Raw genomic sequence first — 16,853 nt, forward strand, 5'->3', positions numbered from 1 at the left:
TGCTTTTCGATCTCGTCCGATGCGCTCCGCCACTGATGCGGCATCAAGCATGGTTATGAGGCGAGAATGCGTTTGCGGCGGCCTTTGCGCCGCTATCTACCTTTTTGACGATCATGCCATGTCGCGGCCGATATGCTCGGCCGCGACGAGCAGTATTTCGACTAGGCTGCCGCGCTGCGGCGCTGCTGCGAGGCGATCATTTCGACGATCGGGTCGAATACGAGATCGCGGATGTCGTCGCGTGCCAGCGCGAAGGCAACGTTGGCCTGAATGAACCCTTCCTTCGAGCCGCAGTCGAACATGCGCCCGTTGAAGGGCGCTGCATGGAACGCCTGTGTCTGGGCAAGCCGCTTCATCGAATCCGTAAGCTGGATTTCGTTGCCGGCGCCCCGCTCCTGCGTGCCGAGAAGGTCGAACACCTCCGGCTGCAGGATGTAGCGGCCGTTGATGTAGTAGTTCGACGGCGCGACGGCGGGCGCCGGCTTCTCGACCATTTCGGTCACGGCAAAGCCGGTGCCGACATCCTTGCCCTTGCCGACGATGCCGTATTTGTTGGTCTCGGTCGGGTCGCACTGCTCAACCGCAATGACATTGCCGCCGGTCTGCTCGTAGAGCTCCATCACGCCGGCAAGACAGCCCTTGTCGCCGAACGACACCATGTCGGGCAGAAGCAGCGCGAAAGGCTCGTCGCCGATGATATCGCGCGCGCACCAAACTGCATGGCCGAGACCGTGCGGGGCCTGCTGGCGGGTGAAGCTCACTGCACCTGCGCTCAACTGGATCTTGTTCAGCGAAGCGAGCTGTTCCTGCTTCTTGGAGCGCGTCAGCGTGTCCAGAAGCTCCGGCTGGATGTCGAAATAGTCCTCGATGACGTGCTTGTTGCGGCCGGTGACGAACACGATGTGCTCGATACCTGCTTCCAGCGCCTCGTCGACCGCATACTGCACGACGGGACGATCGACCACCGTCAGCATCTCCTTCGGCATCGCCTTGGTTGCCGGCAGGAAACGTGTTCCAAGCCCAGCGACCGGGATCACTGCTTTTCTGACTTTTTTCATTCTATCATCCCTGCTTTGAGTGCTTTTCAATTTATCCCCCGTCCAATTCCGAAATTTCAGGTCATCCTGTCTGGCCTGCCGGGCGGCGACCCCGCAGTGGCTCTGCGAACCGCCGCAGCCGCGCAGCGATCGGCATTCTGAGATGCGTCAGCGCGACCGGATCGCGCAGTGCCGCGCCCATGGCCTTCAGCGGCGCGCGGTCCTTCAGGTGCTGGACCAGCGCCAGGAACGATGCCGCCTTTTCCAGGCTGCGGGTACGCCGCGCCTGCGCCGACTTGGCGGCTTCATCAAGGTGATGCGTGCGCAGAAACGCGGCATCGGCGTCGAACATCGCCTTGACGTGATGCTGCTCAAGCACGCGCGAGATGGAGCCGTCGCGAATGTGATAGTCGTAGCCGGGTTCCGGCTCGACCACGCAACGCCCGCCCTTGGCCAGCGCCGAAGCGAGGAAGATATAATCCTCGCCGATGCGCAGCTTCTCGTCGTAGCGCAGCTGGTGTTCTTCGATGAAGCGGCGCTCGAATATCGGCTTCATGTAGCCGTAGTTGAACGTGCCTTCGAAAAGGATGTTCGCGGCAATGAACTCGGCCAGCGTGATTTCGCTTACGCCTTCAAGATGCGAATGGGGAAACATCGTCTCGCGTGTGCCGGGCTCTTCACGGATCACGTCCAGATTATCGACGGCGATCTGCGCGCCGGCAGCTTCTGCGCGTTGGATCATCCGGGCGAGCCGCTCAGGCTGGACCGTGTCGTCCGCGTCGAGCACCGCGATCCAGCGCCCGCTGGCTGCTTCCAGTCCGGCATTGCGTGCGCCACCAGGTCCGCGATTTTTGTCGAGGGCAATCACCTTGACCATCTCGGGCGGGAAGGACCGCGCGAGCTCGACCGTGCCGTCACCTGAGCAATCGTCGACGACGACCACCTCGACGGATACGTCCCGCTGGCCGAGCGCGCTTTGGACGGCCCGGGCGAGGAAAGTTTCAGCATTGTAAGCCGCGATGACGAATGTCACGTCAGGCTGCATTGCTGCTTCTCCGCGCAGGTTCATGGTCACCATATTGTTTGATTTCGCGGACGCCGAGAAGTCCACTGACGACGCCGATATGCATAACGCCGCGAAGGGCGAAACGGTTGCGTCGCTCCGGCAATATTGCGAGGCCTGCGGCTGCCGCGAAGCAATAGGCTGCCTTCGCCGAAGCAAGCCCGATCTGGGGCAGGGCGAAACCAGCCGATGTCTGCCGCTCGACGATCAGCCTGCCGTGGGTCTGTCCGGAGCGGAACTTCCGCTTCATCAGCCACGAAAACTGCGCCCGCTTGGCCGGCACAGGCTCATAGACCCAGGCCTTTGGTGCGAAGGCTATTCTGCCGCCGGCCTGATGCAGGTGGGTGAAATATTCGGTGTCCTCGCCGCCCGTCTTGCCCAGTGCCAGGTTGAAGCGTCGGCCGGCCACCGGCTTTGCCGCACGGCGCAGCAGGACATTGCAGCTATAGCCTGTCCGGATCTCGCCTTTGACCCAGACCGGCAGCGTCGAATGGAAGTCACCCCGCGCCATCCAGCCCGGAGCGCCGTTCCCGTATGTCGCTTCGACCGGCCCGAGCACGGCATCCGCGCTGGTTGCGAGCGCTACGTTCATGAGTTCCGAAAGCCATTCCTTCGAGACGGTCTCGTCATCATCGATGAAGGCGAGAAAATCGCCCGAACTGTTTTCCAGGCAGGCATTGCGCGCAATCGAGATGTTGGAGGCCGGGCAATGCACGTAGACCACCGAGAACGGCAGCTTCGCGGCAATGGCATAGACGAGGTCACGTGCGCTCGGCTCGGCGTCGTTGTCGGCGACGATGACCCGAACCGTCGTATGCGGCGGTATGGTCAGCGCGCCGAGCGACAGCAGCGTCTCTTCTAGTTCCGGGCGGCGATAGGTGCAGACGCAGACGTCGATCCGGGTCGGCTTGGTGGCGGCTTCGTTTTGCTTGTTCATGATGCCGGTGCCTCTTTCCTTCGAAAATCGAGGAGCTGGAGCCAGAAGCCCGCGGACCATGCCAGGTGCATGACCATCGCCGAAAAGCCGGCCAGCGGCCCGTAGGGGTTGCGCTGGCTGAGAGCCATCCAGACGCCGTAACCCAGGCATGCCGCTGCCCAAAGGACTGCCGGAATGATGGCAGCCCAGCTGAGGAACGCCAGCGATGTCCCGGCAACGACCGGAAACACCATCAGCGGAATCATCTGTCGGATCTTGGGCATCGCGCGGTGCTTCAGAATGTTCTTGGCGCGGCCTCTGCCGTAGCCCAGATACTGCCTGAAGAGCGCCGGCACGGACGCACGCGGATAGTAGACCATGAACGTCTTGTCGGTCATCCAGAGCCGGTAGCCTGCAGCCCGTAGCCGATAGTCGAGTTCGGCATCCTCATTGTGGCTGAATGTCTCGTCGTAGCCGCCAACCGCACGAAACGCCTTCACCCGCATGAAGGCGTGGTGACCATGGTCGGTCCAGTGGCCCTTGGCCCCTTGGCGGTGTGGCGAGCCGCCATTGCCGAGCTTGGAATTCTGCGCGATCGCCGTCGCTTTCTGGAAAGCGCCGAAGCCACGCGTCGCCATGGACACGACCACCGAATCCGCGTCCGTCTCTTCCGCGTCCTCGATCAGCCGGTCGCAATAGTCGGCTGGGTAGTCGCCATGCGCGTCGATGCGGATGAAACTCGCGAACTCGTCGCCGAATTGTTCGACGGCGAGATTGATGGCAGCACTCTGTATCTTCTTGGGATTATCGAGCAGCGTTACGCGCGGATTGCTCGCGGCGATCTTTTGCACGATCGCCTGCGTCCCGTCGGTGCTGCCGCCGTCGGCAACCACGATCTTCATGCCCAGCCGCTCGACTGAAGGCGTCAGCCGGTCGATCAGCGCCTCGATATGCGCTGCCTCGTTCAGGCAGGGGATCACCACCATGCAAGGTGTTGCCAGCAAGGCTTCGTTTGTCATCTCAGCCATCACGCCGCCTGCAGCATCATGTTGGGGACACGTGTCGATCTCAGGCCGGCCAGTCGCTCCACCAGCGCCCGGCAGTCGCGCACATCGCAGACCCATGTGCCGCGATCCTCGGCCAGGATTTTCCGGCGGGCAGCAGAATAGGTTTCGGGTGTGAGGTCTTCGAAAAGCGCTGCCAGCGCATCCACGGAGGGTTCGTCGAGCAATTTGCCGAGGTGCCGGTCGGCCAGGAAACGGCCGGTTTCGGTGTTGCGCATGGCAATCGGAACCGCGCCGTAGCGGCAGCCTTCGTAAAGCCGGTTCGGCAGCAGCCAGCTCGAATTCAGCCCTTCCTCGAAAAAATCGATCGCCCAGGAGAAATGCACCTCGCCATAGACGCGCGGCAAATCTTCGGGGTTGCGATAGGCGCCCTCGAAACGCAGATAAGGCTCAGCGGCAACAAAGCCGTCGAAATCGGTAAACTCCGAATAGGCCGGACGTCCACGCAGCACGACCTCGAAGCGGCCTTCCATGCGCCGCGTGAAGGCTGCAAGAAGCTCCAGCGACTTGCGGCAACGCAAGGCGCCGAACCAGCCAATCTGCCATGGCTCGCCGGGCTTTGGCCCCTGCAGCGCCTGGTTGCTCGTGTCGCTCCCGCCGTTCAGCTCCAGCACCTTGTTCTGCAGCAAAGCCACCGGCGCATCGATCTGGCGGAAGCGCTGGAAATAGTCGCGCACGAAGGCCGGCGAACTTGTCATAAGCAGCGATGCGTTCCTGCCCAGCACGCGCTCGGTGCGCCGCAGTGCCCGCGAAATACGGTTCTGCCCGAGCAGCAGACGGTGGATGTCGAGGCACTCGTAGACGATGGGCGCATCGGAGGAAAACAGCGCCTTTGCCCGGTTGGCCAGCGCCAGCATTTCCAGATTGCGGCCGATGATGACGTCGGGTTTGCGGATGCCCTGCAGCTTGCCGCCGAGCGACAGTGCCGCCTTGGCGATCGCCACGATGCGTTGCGCGAACCTGCCGTCCTGCGTCGGACCGAGGTCGATAGGTGAAAGCATCTCCAGGCCGGCCACGGGCTTGTCGGCGCGCTTGAAGCCCGCCAGCGTGACATCCGCGCCACCGGCCTGCAGCATGATCACCCGCCGGCGGACCGCCGGATCGGAGAGATCATGCACGAGATAGAGAACGTGCAACATGTGGGACACCAGTTATTTCAGCTTGCAGACAACCGATTCGGGAAACTGGCACGCATCGCCTTCGGCGGTGTAAGCGATGCGATCGATCTCGGCCGTCACCGGCGCGCCGGGATCAGCGAATGTGCCCATCCAGGATTTCAGGATGTCGCTGCTCCACAGGCTGACAAAAATCTTGGACGCGTGGGTCGGCAGCTTTGCCGGGTCGGTCGCCTCGCCGACGAGTTCGCCGTTGACGTACCAGCTTATCTTGTCCTGCTTCCAGACGAAGGCGTAGTCGTTGAAACCCTGGTCGGCACCGCCGGGTACATCCACCAGCTTGGCGTCTCCGACAGGCTTGCCGTTCACATACTGGTTGATCTGAACCTTTGCCGGGTTCTTGCCCAGCACTTCGAAGTCGATCTCGTCATGCGGCTGCTTGTCGACCGGGCCGATATAGGTGAAGAAACCGGTGTTGAGGCCGGAGCCGGCGGCAGCCTTCATGCGCACCTCATAGGTGCCGTAGCTGTAGCGCTGCTTGGTCTGGATCTCGCCGCAGGCATAGTCGAGATTCTTTATCGACTGCTTCTGGAAGCCCAGCCGCAGCATGCCGTCGGAGACCTTCACCTGATCCTTCGACCAGATGCAGTTCTGGTGTTCGCCGTTCGTCCAGCCGTCGGAGACATACCACTGCTTCCTGTCCAGCTTGTCGAAATTTTCGACGAAGGATTTTCCCGAGGCTTTCTTCTCTTGCGCATGGGACGCATTCATTGCGCCCATGGATGAGACGAGGAGGGTACCGACGCCGAGAATGAGAAATGTCAGACCGCGCCGTGCCGTGCCGGCTTCGTTTGAAATCACGTGGCTTGCCACCTTTGTTTTGGCGGCGCCTCCCACGCCCACCTGTTCAAGTCACAGCATCGAAATGCTGCACTGCACATAGGTCGGTGGCAAGTTCAGAATGTGACGTGGGGCCTAATTTCGGACCCGCGTCCGGTAACATTTTATAAGCGCGCGTTAACCCTGTTCGGCCGCAACGGGGTTCACTGAGGCGCCTTCACCCACGTTTGCTTGGGAAAATTGCTCGATGCGCTCGCGCAGTTCGGTAACAAAACCGATCTGACCATCAAGCGAGGCAAGCCGCTTGGTGTAGCGGATCATCGCCTCGGTCAGTTCATCGATCTTCGACGACATGCCGGCATCGACGCGATCGTCCTCGAGGGCCTGCTGCGAAAAGGCGGCGTCGGCCGTCACCTTGTCGTAGCGATTGCGCAAGCCATTCTTTTCATTCTCGATTTCGTCGTGAATCTCATCGAGAACCTGCCTCAGCCGTTGCATGCGGCCGGCATCCGTCTCACGGTCACGATTCGGGTTGCGGGTTTTGAAGCGGAAAAGAGCCATATCGTTGCGCCTTGTCGAATCGCCATGCGGCTTGACCAGAGCTTACAGGAAAATCTCACCGAACCCCGAGATAAACAAGAGGATGAGGGGGCCTAACCCCCACCTCGGCCATGGTCGCCAGCGCGTGCCTCGCGCGGCTGAAACCGAACAAGGTTGAAGTCGCGGCTGCCGGCGCCCCGACCGGTGCCGAAGCCTTCTTCCGACGAAGTTCGCGCCGGCAATTGTGCACTGCATCAAAAGTGAACGGACCGCGCCGTTGCAGAGCTGGATTGAGCTGAGAAGGACCACTATCCTGAGAAGGTATGCGGTGAAAGATGCGCGCTCGGATCGGCACGGTGACAAACTTCAGCCCGAATGTGCTGGTTTGGGACGGGTCGCTCCAGCCGACATCATTCGTCACAGTTTCGGGTTAATGGCAGGCAGCATGGACCGGCGTTGTTTGGCTCTCGGTGAACGCCTTGTTCTCCATCAAGCCCGGAATTGGGCAGCCGACCAGAATTCATCGAGCGCTCATCGATAGCCTGCGAGCCTCTCCCTTAGACTTCATAAGGCGCAAGAAATGACGAAGTGCACAGCCATTATCCCTTATTACCAGCGGCAGCCCGGAATACTGCATCGCGCGCTGAAATCGGTCTTCGCGCAGACCCATCCGGACTTCGACGTGATCGTCGTGGACGACGCTTCGCCGTCGCCCGTGGAGCTGGATCTGGAAGGGTTTTCGCTGGAGGAGCGGGCCAGGATTACCGTCATAAAGCAACCCAATGCAGGCCCGGGCGGAGCACGCAACATGGGCCTCGAGCACATACCCGCCGATAGCACCTATGCCGCCTTCCTCGATTCCGATGACGAATGGACGCCCGATCACCTCAAGAATGCGGTCGCCGGCCTGTCACTTTTTGATGCAGATTGTTACTGGGCGTCGATAAAAGGCGGCGACGCCTTCTATTACCACTTCGGCGTGTCTGCTCTGGCAGACGTCACCACAGTCGACCGGCTGTCGGAAGAACCACCGATCGTCGAGGTGCCGGACCTTGCCGGCGTCATGCTGAAGAACTGGAGCTTCATGCACCTGTCCTGCATGGTCATCGGCGAAAACCTGTTCCGCAAAGTGCGCTTCGAAGCCGAGCTGCGTCTTGCCGCCGAGGACGTGCTGTTCTTCTACGAGTGCGTACGCAATGCGCAGCGCTGCATTCTCAGCGAAACCGTCGGTGCGACGCGCGGCGAGGGCATCAACATTTTCCACGGGCTCGACAACGATTCGCCGCAGTTCCTGAAGCAGCAGTTCAACACATGGGTGGCGCTGGACCGTCTCGAAAACGGCTTTCTGCATAAGCCGGAAGACAAGGCCTCGATCGAATCCTACAAGCAGACGGCGCGCCGGCAGGCCCTGTGGGGCCAGATGCGGCTGGTGCGCAAGCGCAAGGTGCCGCAGCTGAGCCTGCTGGCCGAATGGGCCTGGCGCGACCCAAAAATCCTGCGCAGCGCGGTGGAACTCGCCGTATCCAAGATTTCTCGATAGGCGAGGGCAACATGAATCCATTCTATTGGGAATCCGAACACGGCAATTTCGGCGACGACCTCAATCTCTGGCTCTGGGATTTTCTGCTTCCCGGCTTTCGCGCGGTTCACCCCGAAGTGCTGCTCGTCGGCGTCGGTACGGTCCTCAACAAGGTCTTGCTGCCGGATGGCGTCAAGAAGCTCGTGATCGGCAGCGGCTTCGGTTACGGCACGCTGCCCGATTTTTCCGACAAGTCGGAGTGGGACGTTCGCTGCGTACGCGGTCCGCTGACTGCCGGCAAGCTCGGCATCGACCCTGAGCTTGGCATCATCGATCCGGCCGTGCTGGTCGCCGATATGCCGGAATTCCAGAACCTGCCGAAGACCGGCGGTCCGATCTTCGTGCCGCATTGGGAATCCACGGTCGGCGGCATCTGGCCCATCGTCTGCAAGGCCGCCGGCCTCGACTATGTCGATCCGTGCGGCGAGGCGAAGTCGGTGATCCGGTCGATCGCCCAGGCCGAACTTGTCGTTGCCGAATCCATGCATGCCGCGATTCTTGCCGACGCCTTCCGCGTGCCATGGGTCGCAGTCAGCACCTCGCGCATCATCAACAATTTCAAATGGAACGACTGGGCCTCGACGGTAAAGGTCGCCTACAAGCCGTTGCACGTGCCGGTTTCGTCGCGCGCCGAGGCGATCACCAAGGGGGCGCGTTTCTGGGGCGTCGATTTCGACAACAAGGCGCCGCCGCCGCTTGACGATCCCAACAAGCGCAGCTTCGACGAAAGCCTGGTCATGACGCGCAACGATCCGCGTCAGTCGACCTTGCGCACCATGGCAAAGCAGGTGCTGGCGGCTCCATCGACGCTTGCCCTGCGGCAGGCGCGTCGCTCCGTACCGCAGCTCAGCGCCGACAGCGTCCTTGCCGAGCGCAAGGAGCGTTTTCGCGAAGTGCTGGCCGGGATACGGCGCGATTATTTCTAGAGCAATTCCAGGAAAAGTGCGTCGCGGGTTTCCGTTCGGAAGTTTGTAGAAACAAACAGTTAGATGACGCGCGCGGGCAGCAGGTAGCGCGGCGGCATCGGTGTGTCGCTCACCGGCCTGTATCGCGACTTGCGCGCTTCGATCTTGTCGGCGGCGACGCCACCGACGATCGACGGCAGGGATGCCGGGTTCGTCAGCGCGATGAGCCCGGCTCTAGCGAGCCCGGCCTTGGCTTTCATGTCGAGGAAGTTGCGCAACTCGTAGCGTCCGCGAATGTGGCGTTCGTGCAGACGCAGCCAGCCTTTCGCTTCCCTCGGCAGATCGGGTGAGGCGAGGATGGCCCGGTCTGCTTCATAGAGACGCTTGAGATCAAGTGTGCGGTGCCGGCCGCTCAGCGAGTCCGGCCGCACCACCGCGCCGTAGCCGCAGCCGTGAATGATCTTGTAGCGCGCACCCTTCACCAACGCGCGGGCATAGAGGTCGTAATCCTCGCCGAGCCGCAATTCTTCCTTGTAGCGGATGCCATGCGCATCGAGAAAAGCCCGGCGCATGACCGGCTTGAGAAAGCCGATCTCGCCGCGCGCCTTGCCACGCTTGGAGATATTGCCCTCGATGAAGCCGCCAATGTCGAGGAAGCGGGGTTCTGCCGCGAAATAGGGAACCTCCGGTTCGCTCATGTCGCCACGGGCATCGATGAAGACGATGTTGTCGGCAACGAAATCCCAGTCGTCATTGTCGAGAAGCCGGTCGAAACGGCCTTTCAGGAAAAAGTCGTCCGCGTCGAGGATCGCGATCAGCGGCGCCGTGGAATTTGCGATGGCATGATTGCGGGCAAAGGCTGGCCCCTTGTTCGTATCGAGGCGAAGGACCTTCAGGCGGCCGGTGCCATCGTCTGCTGCAATGGAGGTTTCCGCCGTGCGGTCGCTCGAGCCGTCATCGACGACGATGACCTCCGCGGTCTGCCTCTCGCGCAAGGCGGAGCTTATGGCCCGGGAAATCGTGTCTGCCGCATTCTTGGCTGCGATGATAACGCAGACGCTAGCCTCGGATGATGTCACGTGCACCTCTTTCAATCCGCTTTGTGGATCGCCGCTCGACAGCGGCGCGCCGGAAGTCGCCGGCTCCAATACAGGCAGATTGTTCGCAGTTGCGAAAGGCTATTTCATGACATGCGGGTGATCGAGACAGTGATCAGGGGTGCTGGGAACCGGAAACGCCGGGCAGTTGGCTGATCTTTGCCGAAGGCTGCTCTTCTGTGCCCGAGGTTTGAATTGAATCGTCGGAACGGCTTGCCGTGGCCTGCGAATTCTTGCCGCCTGAGCGCCAGACCATGAACAAAACAGCAGCAAAATAGCCTACTTGCAGGAGAATGGCGCAGATCACGGTCTGGATGAAAGTCGTCCATAGCGATTGGGTCACAACGTAAGTCGTGATGGCGAACACCACCAGTACGCCGACAAGACCGCGCAAGAATAGCAATAAGGACATTGTTATATCCTCATGCCATTAGTGTAATAGTTTCGGTTGCCCGAAATCATGCGCAGATACCTCCCTCCCAAACACACACCCACAATCTGCATCCGGCACGCGACCTGATCTTGTGATTTTTCGGAGCCGGGCGCCACTGCAAAGGCGCGTATAGAGGAGATATATTGAACCTGAGGTGAACGCGCAACATCACGAATTGGTTTCTCTTCCATTCTTTCATTGTGCATCGCTTTGAATCCAAAGGATGTTGCAGCGCAATATCTGTGGGAAATAATTTCAATCATGACATAGATTTATTGGGCTAACATAGGTTAGAATATTAAGGATATACAAGAATGATGTTGATTTTCGCCTAAGAGTTTCTCAATAAAATTTGGTTTGATTATAAGTAATACAAATAGATTTCAAAAAATGCACCTAAAACGATCAATTTTTACTAAAGCTCGCGGTAAAATATCCTCACCTAAATCGACTGTTATGTAAACGAGCGTCACAAATTATGATCTAAATCGGTTTTCCCGTCCGATTTTGATCACAGACATGACATATCCCCCAGTGTACAAATGTTATGTTGCGTTGCAGCATTTCGCATCGTTCCTGACCATTCTCGTGGAGCAGCCAAATGAATTACGCCGCCGTACTGGCAAACCTATCTCGACGATTCCGATCCGGCACCGAAGCCCAGCCGCCGATCGGAGGAGCTATTAAGAGGGGCTTCGACATTCTCGGTGCTGTGGGAGGACTCGTATTACTCAGCCCGCTTTTTCTGATGCTGGCAGCCCTGGTCAAATTTTCTGACGGCGGCAGTATCTTTTATGGCCATCGCCGGATCGGCCGGAATGGCAATGTGTTCCATTGCCTCAAGTTCCGCACCATGGTGCAGAATGGCGATGAAGTTCTGGCAGCCTATCTCGCCACCAATCCCCAGGGCCGCGAAGAATGGGAAGCCACGCGCAAACTGCAGAACGACCCGCGTGTAACCAGGGTCGGCACCGTCCTGCGCAAGCTCAGCCTCGACGAACTCCCGCAGATCATCAATATCCTGCGCGGGGACATGAGCATTGTCGGCCCGCGTCCGGTGGTGAAGGACGAACTCGAACTCTACGGCCAGGCGGCTGACTATTATCTGAAGTCGCGTCCGGGCCTGACCGGCCTGTGGCAGGTCAGCGGCCGCAACGACGTTTCCTACAATGCGCGTGTCGCCTTCGACCGTCACTATGTCGAGAACTGGTCATTCGCTTCCGATCTCAAGATCATCTTCAAGACGGTTCCGGCCGTTTTCTCGTCGCGCGGCAGCTATTGACCACGGACTGAGGCCGTTCCGATTGTTCGGATCGGCCTGCGCTTCGGCGCCAAACACCAGATGACCCGACAAACGCAGCCAGAAAGGCATGCTTTGATCAGCCTATTGTCTATACCCCATCCCATGTGGCGCGCCGGCAGGCGTTTTTTCTGCTTTGGCGCGGCCGCTATCGTCATGCTGCTGCCCATGGCGGCGCAATCCGCCGACTATCAGCTCGGCACCATGGACAAATTGCGTATCCGCGTCGTCGAGTGGCGCACGGCGGAGGGCGCGGTGCGCGACTGGTCGTCGATCAGCGGCGACTACACTGTTGGGCCTTCCGGCAACATATCGCTGCCTTTCATCGGCGAGATGCCGGCTTCGGGCAAGACGACCACCGACATCTCGACGGCGATCGGCGAGGAGCTTCAGCAGAAGTTCGGCCTGCTCGACAAGCCCGACGCCTCGGTGGAGCTCGCCGAGTTCCGCCCGGTCTTCCTTTCCGGCGATGTGGAAACGCCCGGGCAATATCCCTTTGCGCCCAATCTGACAGTGCTCAAGGCGCTCAGCCTTGCCGGCGGTCTGCATCGTGCTGATGCGGGTCAGCGCATAGAGCGTGACTTCATCAATGCGCGCGGCAATTTCGATGTTCTCGTGTCGCAGCGAAACGGCCTTCTCGCCCGGCGCGCGCGCCTTGTCGCGGAAGCCGAGGACCAGGAGCAGATCGCGTTTCCGAAGGAGCTGGAGGAAAGCGCCGATGGCAAGAAGCTGATCGCCGACGAAACCAACTTCAAGAACGCTCGCGCGAAAAGACTAAGCGACCAGCTCAAGTCGATCGATGACCTCAAGGGCCTTCTGACGAGCGAGATCGCCTCGCTTGAAAAGAAGATCGCTACCCAGAACCGTCAGATGGAACTCTATCGCAAGGAGCTGGACGGCATCGGCAACCTGGCCGACCGCGGACTTGTGGTGAATTCGCGCGTGCTGTCGCTCGAGCAATCCATCTCCGATCTGCAAGGCAAGGTGCTCGACATGGAAACGGCATCGCTGCGCGCCAAGCAGGACATCAGCAAGGCAACGCAGAATGCCGCTGACCTCCAGAGCGACCGCGATACCGAGATAGCCCAGGACCGTCAGTCGACGGAGTCCGATATCGAGGGCCTGAGCCTGAAGATCGGCATGTACAAGGATCTGATAGCCGAGGCGCTGTCGCGTGATCCGGGCGCCGCGCGCGGCTCGAGCACCAGCGAGGCCCCGCCGGTCAGCTACTCCATCGTGCGGGAAACAGACGGAAAGGCCAGCGAGATACCGGTCGACGAGAACACGCCGGTTCAGCCGGGTGACGTCATCAAGGTCGGGATATTGCCGATCCCCGCCAACTGATCGGCGGTGGACCGGATATGAAGATCGCCAAGGCACGCTTTGTCAGCCCCGACCATAATTTCTGGTATGGCTTCTTTGCGATCACCTTGTCGGTCTTCGTCTTCGCCTATTCGAGCCGCTTCGGTCAGGTTTCGATCCTGGCCTATTACGCGCTCTGGTTTCCGCTGATCCTGATCGACTATCGCCACTCGCTCGGCAACTACGCGAAATTCTACTGGATCATAGCCTTCGGCGTTTTTGCCTGCCTGTCAGTCTTCTGGTCGGCAGCACCTAGCGTCACCATGCGCGCCAGCCTGCAATATATGACGCATATCGTTTGCGCGCTGATCGTCGCGCGCACGATGAACATCCGCACATTGTCGATGGGCATGCTTGCCGGCGTCTGCATGGTGGTTCTCTACTCGCTGGCATTCGGCGGCTACAACTACGATTCGATGGACGGCAATTTCAGTTTCGTCGGCGCTTTTTCGTCCAAGAACCAGCTCGGCTTTTACTGCTCGGTGGGCATCTACTTTGCCTTCGCCGCCATCTTCATCCTGCGCGAACGCGGCATCTGGCGTCTGCTCGCCCTTGGTACGCTGGTTCTCGCCGGTTACGCGCTGCTCGCCTCGCAATCGGCAACCTCCATCATCGCCACGGCAGGAACCCTCGCGGTCGTAATCGGGTTGAGCCTCCTCCTGCTGTTTGCGCCGCGCACGCGAAAGATGTTCTTCCTCGTCGGCCTTATAGCTGCCATCGGCCTCGCTTTCGCCGCCATCAACCTTGGCGGCCTCGACCTTCTGCTCGGCGCCTTCGGCAAGGACACGACGCTGACCGGCCGAACCTATCTGTGGGGCGAGGGCATCGCCGCATGGCGGCTGTCACCCTATTTCGGCGTCGGCTACCAGGCCTATTGGGTGCAGGGCTTTTCGGAAGCAGAGCGGCTGTGGGAGGAATTCTACATCGCCTCGCGCAGCGGCTTCCATTTCCACAACACCTATATCGAGCTGCTGGTCGAGCTTGGCGTGGTCGGGCTTTTCCTGCTTGCCGTGGTGATCGTTCGGGTTCCGGTCGGCCATCTCATTCGGCTTCTCGATGACCGCGACGATGTCGCCTCTTATGTCGTCTTCGGCATGTCGGTCATGCTGGTCGTGCGCTCCTTCTTCGAAGTCGACATGATGCACCCTTATGCGATCGGCTCGTTTCTTCTCTATTATTCGGCCGGCCTGCTCGCGACATCCCAATCCACCCGGCGCTACGTCGCGCCGGAAAGTCAGCCGGAGTTGCAGGTGCATCCAGCCCAATGAAGAAGCTCTACGGTATCCAGTATCTGCGCGCCTTCGCAGCACTTGCAGTCGTCGTCTTTCACGCCGCCGAACGCACGGGCGGGCACTTCGCCATCGGGGCGGCGGGCGTCGACGTGTTCTTCGTCGTCAGCGGCTTCATCATGTGGACGCTTGCGCAGTCGCGGCCCGTCACGCCGTTGCAGTTCCTGCGGGAGCGGCTGGAGCGTATCGCGCCGGTCTACTGGATCGCCACGGCCGTCATGGTCGCGGGCGCATTTGCCGGGCTGTTCCCCAACATGAAGCTTACGCTCGGCCATGTGCTGGGTTCGCTGTTCTTCATTCCGCACATTTCGCCGAGCAATGGCGAGATATGGCCGGTTCTCGTCCAGGGCTGGACGCTGAACTATGAGATGTTCTTCTACGCCGTCTTCGCCTGCACCTTGCTGCTGCCAACGGCCAGACGGCTTCCGGCGCTGGCGGGCTTGTTCATCCTATTGACCGTCATAGGCCTTTCATTCGACAGCGATAATCCGCTTTTCCGCACCTACACCAACCCGGCGATCCTCGAATTCCTGCTGGGCGCGGTCATCGGCAAGTTCTGGCTGGAGGGCAAGATTCCATCGCCCGCCAGCGGCCTTGCGCTGATCCTGCTTGCCGTCTTCGGTTTCGTTTTTGTCGGCGTTACCTATGTCGGCTTTCATCCCTTCGTCTTCGGCCCGCTCGCCGTCGCCCTCGTAACAGGCGTGCTTTCGCTGGAGCGCGCCGGCATGATTTCCGATTTTCGCCCGCTGACGTGGATCGGCGACGCTTCCTATTCCATCTACCTCTGGCATACGCTGGCGGTTTCGGTGGTGGCGAAATTTGCGCCGGCGCTTTCCCTGCCGGCTCCCCTTGCGCTGGTCATTGCCGTGCTCGCCGGCACTGCCATTGGCCTCGTCGCCTATGAACTGCTGGAAAAACCGATCGCGGCCGCTTTCAAGACGTTACGCCGGCGTGGCGCGAGCAGGGCGTTGCCGCCGGAGCGCGGAATCGAAGCAGTGACGAAGACATAGTTTCGTTCTTCGAAGTCGAGGCCAAATTTTTCTCGAGCCGAAAAATAAAATCGGTCTATTCAGCAGTAAAGCGTAATTGCGTTTCTTGCCACTCGAAGATATTTTTCACCATCTGTGATAAACGCAGTGGGGGAAGATTATGCAATTTTCGGGTTCCAGGATCGCGACGCTGTTTTGTGCCGCCATTCTTCTGTTTGCCGGCGTAAATCTTGCTGTGGCCGATGCCACCATTCCTACTGCCGACATCGAAGGTGCCGCCGACAATGCGCTGGCCAAGCGTTATGACGGCTCGTTCATCGTCAGCTACGAAAAATTCTCCTACACCGATTTCACCATTCCGCTTTCGCCGCTGAAGCCCAGCGAGGATGAAGACGCGCGCGATTCCAGCAACAACCGTGTTTTCGCCCCTGAAAAGAAGGTCGAGGTCGAGGGTGCATTGACCCGCATCGCCTATGTGTTGCCCGCCGAGCGCTCGCCGCTGGAAGTACTGCGCAATTATCAGGATGTGATCGAAGAGGCCGGCGGCGAAGTCCAGTTCGAGTGCAAGAAGGAAGAATGCGGCGGCGATGCCACCCGTTCGAGCAGCGGTGGCGGCAACAATATGAGCCTGATGCAGTATTTCTTCCACGAGGCCGATGTGAAGGATGCGGCCTTTTCCAACGGCAATTGCGCCCTGACCGCCGGCATCAACGACCAGCGCTATTTCACCGCCAAGGTGCCGCAGTCAGCCGGCGACGCCTACGTCACCGTGCAGGCTTATCAACTGGTGGATGATCTCTACTGCAAGGAGTTCAACGGGCGCACCATTGCCGTCGTCCAGATTCTGGAACCGAAGCCGCGCGAAAAGAAGATGGTTCTCGTCGAGGCCAAGGAGATGGCCGATTCGCTGAGCCAGAAGGGCAGCATTTCGCTCTATGGCATCCTGTTCGACACGGACAAGACCGACATCAAGCCGGAATCCGAGCCGACCCTGAAGGAAATCGCTGCCCTGCTGAAGAACGAGCCGAATATCTCCGTCATCGTGGTCGGCCATACCGACAATCAGGGCGCCTTCGACTACAATCTCGACCTGTCGTCGCGGCGCGCAAATTCCGTCAAGAATGAGCTTGCCGCCAAATACGGCATCGAGGCTGCGCGCCTCACCGCCGCGGGCGCCGGCATGATGGCGCCCGTCGCCAGCAATGACGACGAGGCCGGCCGCGCCAAGAACCGCCGCGTGGTGCTGGTCAAGCTCAACTGAGCAGGCATCGGGCTTCAGCCTGCCGATTTGCTTCGGATGATGGTAGACTGTGACTGGACGCGC

16 protein-coding genes are annotated in these 16,853 nt (G+C 60.0%); 7 read left to right on the top strand and 9 right to left on the bottom strand.

What is annotated here, in order from left to right; genetic code table 11:
• Nucleotides 1-161: 161 nt before the first annotated feature.
• The 7 genes from BM413_RS14620 to BM413_RS14650 all read right to left on the bottom strand — a co-directional run bounded on the left by BM413_RS14620 (nt 162) and on the right by BM413_RS14650 (nt 6,596).
• Complete coding sequence (locus BM413_RS14620) at nt 162-1,058, bottom strand: UTP--glucose-1-phosphate uridylyltransferase (RefSeq protein ID WP_091914239.1); 897 nt, start codon at nt 1,056-1,058, stop codon at nt 162-164.
• A 61-nt stretch (nt 1,059-1,119) separates the two neighbouring features.
• On the bottom strand, nt 1,120-2,082 hold the full coding sequence (locus BM413_RS14625) for a glycosyltransferase family 2 protein (RefSeq protein ID WP_091914241.1): 963 nt from the start codon (nt 2,080-2,082) through the stop codon (nt 1,120-1,122).
• The gene (locus BM413_RS14630; protein WP_091914243.1) at nt 2,072-3,037 is read right to left on the bottom strand and encodes a glycosyltransferase family 2 protein; all 966 of its coding nucleotides are present in this window, start codon (nt 3,035-3,037) and stop codon (nt 2,072-2,074) included. The genes BM413_RS14625 and BM413_RS14630 overlap by 11 nt, the downstream gene beginning before the upstream one ends.
• Entirely contained in the window at nt 3,034-4,035 is a 1,002-nt protein-coding gene (locus BM413_RS14635) for a glycosyltransferase family 2 protein (RefSeq protein WP_091914574.1), read from the bottom strand. The genes BM413_RS14630 and BM413_RS14635 overlap by 4 nt, the downstream gene beginning before the upstream one ends.
• A gap of 8 nt (nt 4,036-4,043) precedes the next feature.
• On the bottom strand, nt 4,044-5,219 hold the full coding sequence (locus tag BM413_RS14640; RefSeq protein WP_091914245.1) for a glycosyltransferase family protein: 1,176 nt from the start codon (nt 5,217-5,219) through the stop codon (nt 4,044-4,046).
• Nucleotides 5,220-5,231: 12 nt separating this feature from the next.
• A complete protein-coding gene (locus tag BM413_RS14645) occupies nt 5,232-5,975 on the bottom strand; it encodes an endo-1,3-1,4-beta-glycanase ExoK (RefSeq protein ID WP_091914576.1) in 744 nt (247 codons plus the stop codon).
• A 237-nt stretch (nt 5,976-6,212) separates the two neighbouring features.
• Nucleotides 6,213-6,596 carry a hypothetical protein gene (locus tag BM413_RS14650; RefSeq protein ID WP_091914247.1) on the bottom strand — a complete coding sequence of 128 codons (384 nt, stop codon included), beginning with the start codon at nt 6,594-6,596 and terminating at the stop codon, nt 6,213-6,215.
• Nucleotides 6,597-7,155: 559 nt separating this feature from the next.
• Here BM413_RS14650 and BM413_RS14655 point away from each other — a divergent pair.
• Together BM413_RS14655 and BM413_RS14660 are read left to right on the top strand one after the other, a co-directional pair.
• Nucleotides 7,156-8,115: a glycosyltransferase family 2 protein gene (locus BM413_RS14655; protein ID WP_091914249.1), complete on the top strand. Its 960-nt coding sequence runs from the start codon at nt 7,156-7,158 to the stop codon at nt 8,113-8,115.
• Between the two features lie 11 nt (nt 8,116-8,126).
• On the top strand, nt 8,127-9,080 hold the full coding sequence (locus BM413_RS14660; protein ID WP_091914250.1) for a polysaccharide pyruvyl transferase family protein: 954 nt from the start codon (nt 8,127-8,129) through the stop codon (nt 9,078-9,080).
• Nucleotides 9,081-9,139: 59 nt separating this feature from the next.
• On the opposite strand, the gene BM413_RS14665 is transcribed toward BM413_RS14660, so the two are convergent.
• Both BM413_RS14665 and BM413_RS14670 read right to left on the bottom strand, forming a co-directional pair.
• Nucleotides 9,140-10,138 carry a glycosyltransferase family 2 protein gene (locus tag BM413_RS14665; RefSeq protein ID WP_091914578.1) on the bottom strand — a complete coding sequence of 333 codons (999 nt, stop codon included), beginning with the start codon at nt 10,136-10,138 and terminating at the stop codon, nt 9,140-9,142.
• A 133-nt stretch (nt 10,139-10,271) separates the two neighbouring features.
• The gene (locus tag BM413_RS14670; protein ID WP_091914253.1) at nt 10,272-10,568 is read right to left on the bottom strand and encodes an exopolysaccharide production repressor protein; all 297 of its coding nucleotides are present in this window, start codon (nt 10,566-10,568) and stop codon (nt 10,272-10,274) included.
• 622 nt (nt 10,569-11,190) lie between these two features.
• Between BM413_RS14670 and BM413_RS14675 the strand changes: the two genes are divergently transcribed.
• From BM413_RS14675 to BM413_RS14695, 5 genes are all read left to right on the top strand, one after another.
• Nucleotides 11,191-11,871 (top strand): sugar transferase, encoded by a 681-nt coding sequence (locus tag BM413_RS14675; RefSeq protein ID WP_091914254.1) that lies wholly within the window; start codon nt 11,191-11,193, stop codon nt 11,869-11,871.
• Nucleotides 11,872-12,045: 174 nt separating this feature from the next.
• Nucleotides 12,046-13,233 (top strand): polysaccharide biosynthesis/export family protein, encoded by a 1,188-nt coding sequence (locus BM413_RS14680; protein WP_244537875.1) that lies wholly within the window; start codon nt 12,046-12,048, stop codon nt 13,231-13,233.
• A gap of 17 nt (nt 13,234-13,250) precedes the next feature.
• On the top strand, nt 13,251-14,519 hold the full coding sequence (locus BM413_RS14685) for an O-antigen ligase family protein (protein ID WP_091914258.1): 1,269 nt from the start codon (nt 13,251-13,253) through the stop codon (nt 14,517-14,519).
• Nucleotides 14,516-15,550 carry an acyltransferase family protein gene (locus tag BM413_RS14690; protein WP_091914260.1) on the top strand — a complete coding sequence of 345 codons (1,035 nt, stop codon included), beginning with the start codon at nt 14,516-14,518 and terminating at the stop codon, nt 15,548-15,550. Before BM413_RS14685 ends, BM413_RS14690 begins: the two co-directional genes overlap by 4 nt.
• A gap of 139 nt (nt 15,551-15,689) precedes the next feature.
• A complete protein-coding gene (locus tag BM413_RS14695) occupies nt 15,690-16,790 on the top strand; it encodes an OmpA family protein (protein WP_091914262.1) in 1,101 nt (366 codons plus the stop codon).
• Nucleotides 16,791-16,853 lie beyond the last annotated feature (63 nt).

This window comes from Mesorhizobium sp. YR577, from assembly GCF_900116595.1.
Lineage (GTDB): Bacteria > Pseudomonadota > Alphaproteobacteria > Rhizobiales > Rhizobiaceae > Mesorhizobium_M.

Bases quoted from the DNA above. Each gene is read 5' to 3' on its own strand.
- BM413_RS14620 (WP_091914239.1), bottom strand. From the start codon at position 1,058: ATGAAAAAAGTCAGAAAAGCAGTGATCCCGGTCGCTGGGCTTGGAACA.
- BM413_RS14625 (WP_091914241.1), bottom strand. From the start codon at position 2,082: ATGCAGCCTGACGTGACATTCGTCATCGCGGCTTACAATGCTGAAACT.
- BM413_RS14630 (WP_091914243.1), bottom strand. From the start codon at position 3,037: ATGAACAAGCAAAACGAAGCCGCCACCAAGCCGACCCGGATCGACGTC.
- BM413_RS14635 (WP_091914574.1), bottom strand. From the start codon at position 4,035: ATGACAAACGAAGCCTTGCTGGCAACACCTTGCATGGTGGTGATCCCC.
- BM413_RS14640 (WP_091914245.1), bottom strand. From the start codon at position 5,219: ATGTTGCACGTTCTCTATCTCGTGCATGATCTCTCCGATCCGGCGGTC.
- BM413_RS14645 (WP_091914576.1), bottom strand. From the start codon at position 5,975: ATGGGCGCAATGAATGCGTCCCATGCGCAAGAGAAGAAAGCCTCGGGA.
- BM413_RS14650 (WP_091914247.1), bottom strand. From the start codon at position 6,596: ATGGCTCTTTTCCGCTTCAAAACCCGCAACCCGAATCGTGACCGTGAG.
- BM413_RS14655 (WP_091914249.1), top strand. From the start codon at position 7,156: ATGACGAAGTGCACAGCCATTATCCCTTATTACCAGCGGCAGCCCGGA.
- BM413_RS14660 (WP_091914250.1), top strand. From the start codon at position 8,127: ATGAATCCATTCTATTGGGAATCCGAACACGGCAATTTCGGCGACGAC.
- BM413_RS14670 (WP_091914253.1), bottom strand. From the start codon at position 10,568: ATGTCCTTATTGCTATTCTTGCGCGGTCTTGTCGGCGTACTGGTGGTG.
- BM413_RS14675 (WP_091914254.1), top strand. From the start codon at position 11,191: ATGAATTACGCCGCCGTACTGGCAAACCTATCTCGACGATTCCGATCC.
- BM413_RS14680 (WP_244537875.1), top strand. From the start codon at position 12,046: ATGCTGCTGCCCATGGCGGCGCAATCCGCCGACTATCAGCTCGGCACC.
- BM413_RS14685 (WP_091914258.1), top strand. From the start codon at position 13,251: ATGAAGATCGCCAAGGCACGCTTTGTCAGCCCCGACCATAATTTCTGG.
- BM413_RS14690 (WP_091914260.1), top strand. From the start codon at position 14,516: ATGAAGAAGCTCTACGGTATCCAGTATCTGCGCGCCTTCGCAGCACTT.
- BM413_RS14695 (WP_091914262.1), top strand. From the start codon at position 15,690: ATGCAATTTTCGGGTTCCAGGATCGCGACGCTGTTTTGTGCCGCCATT.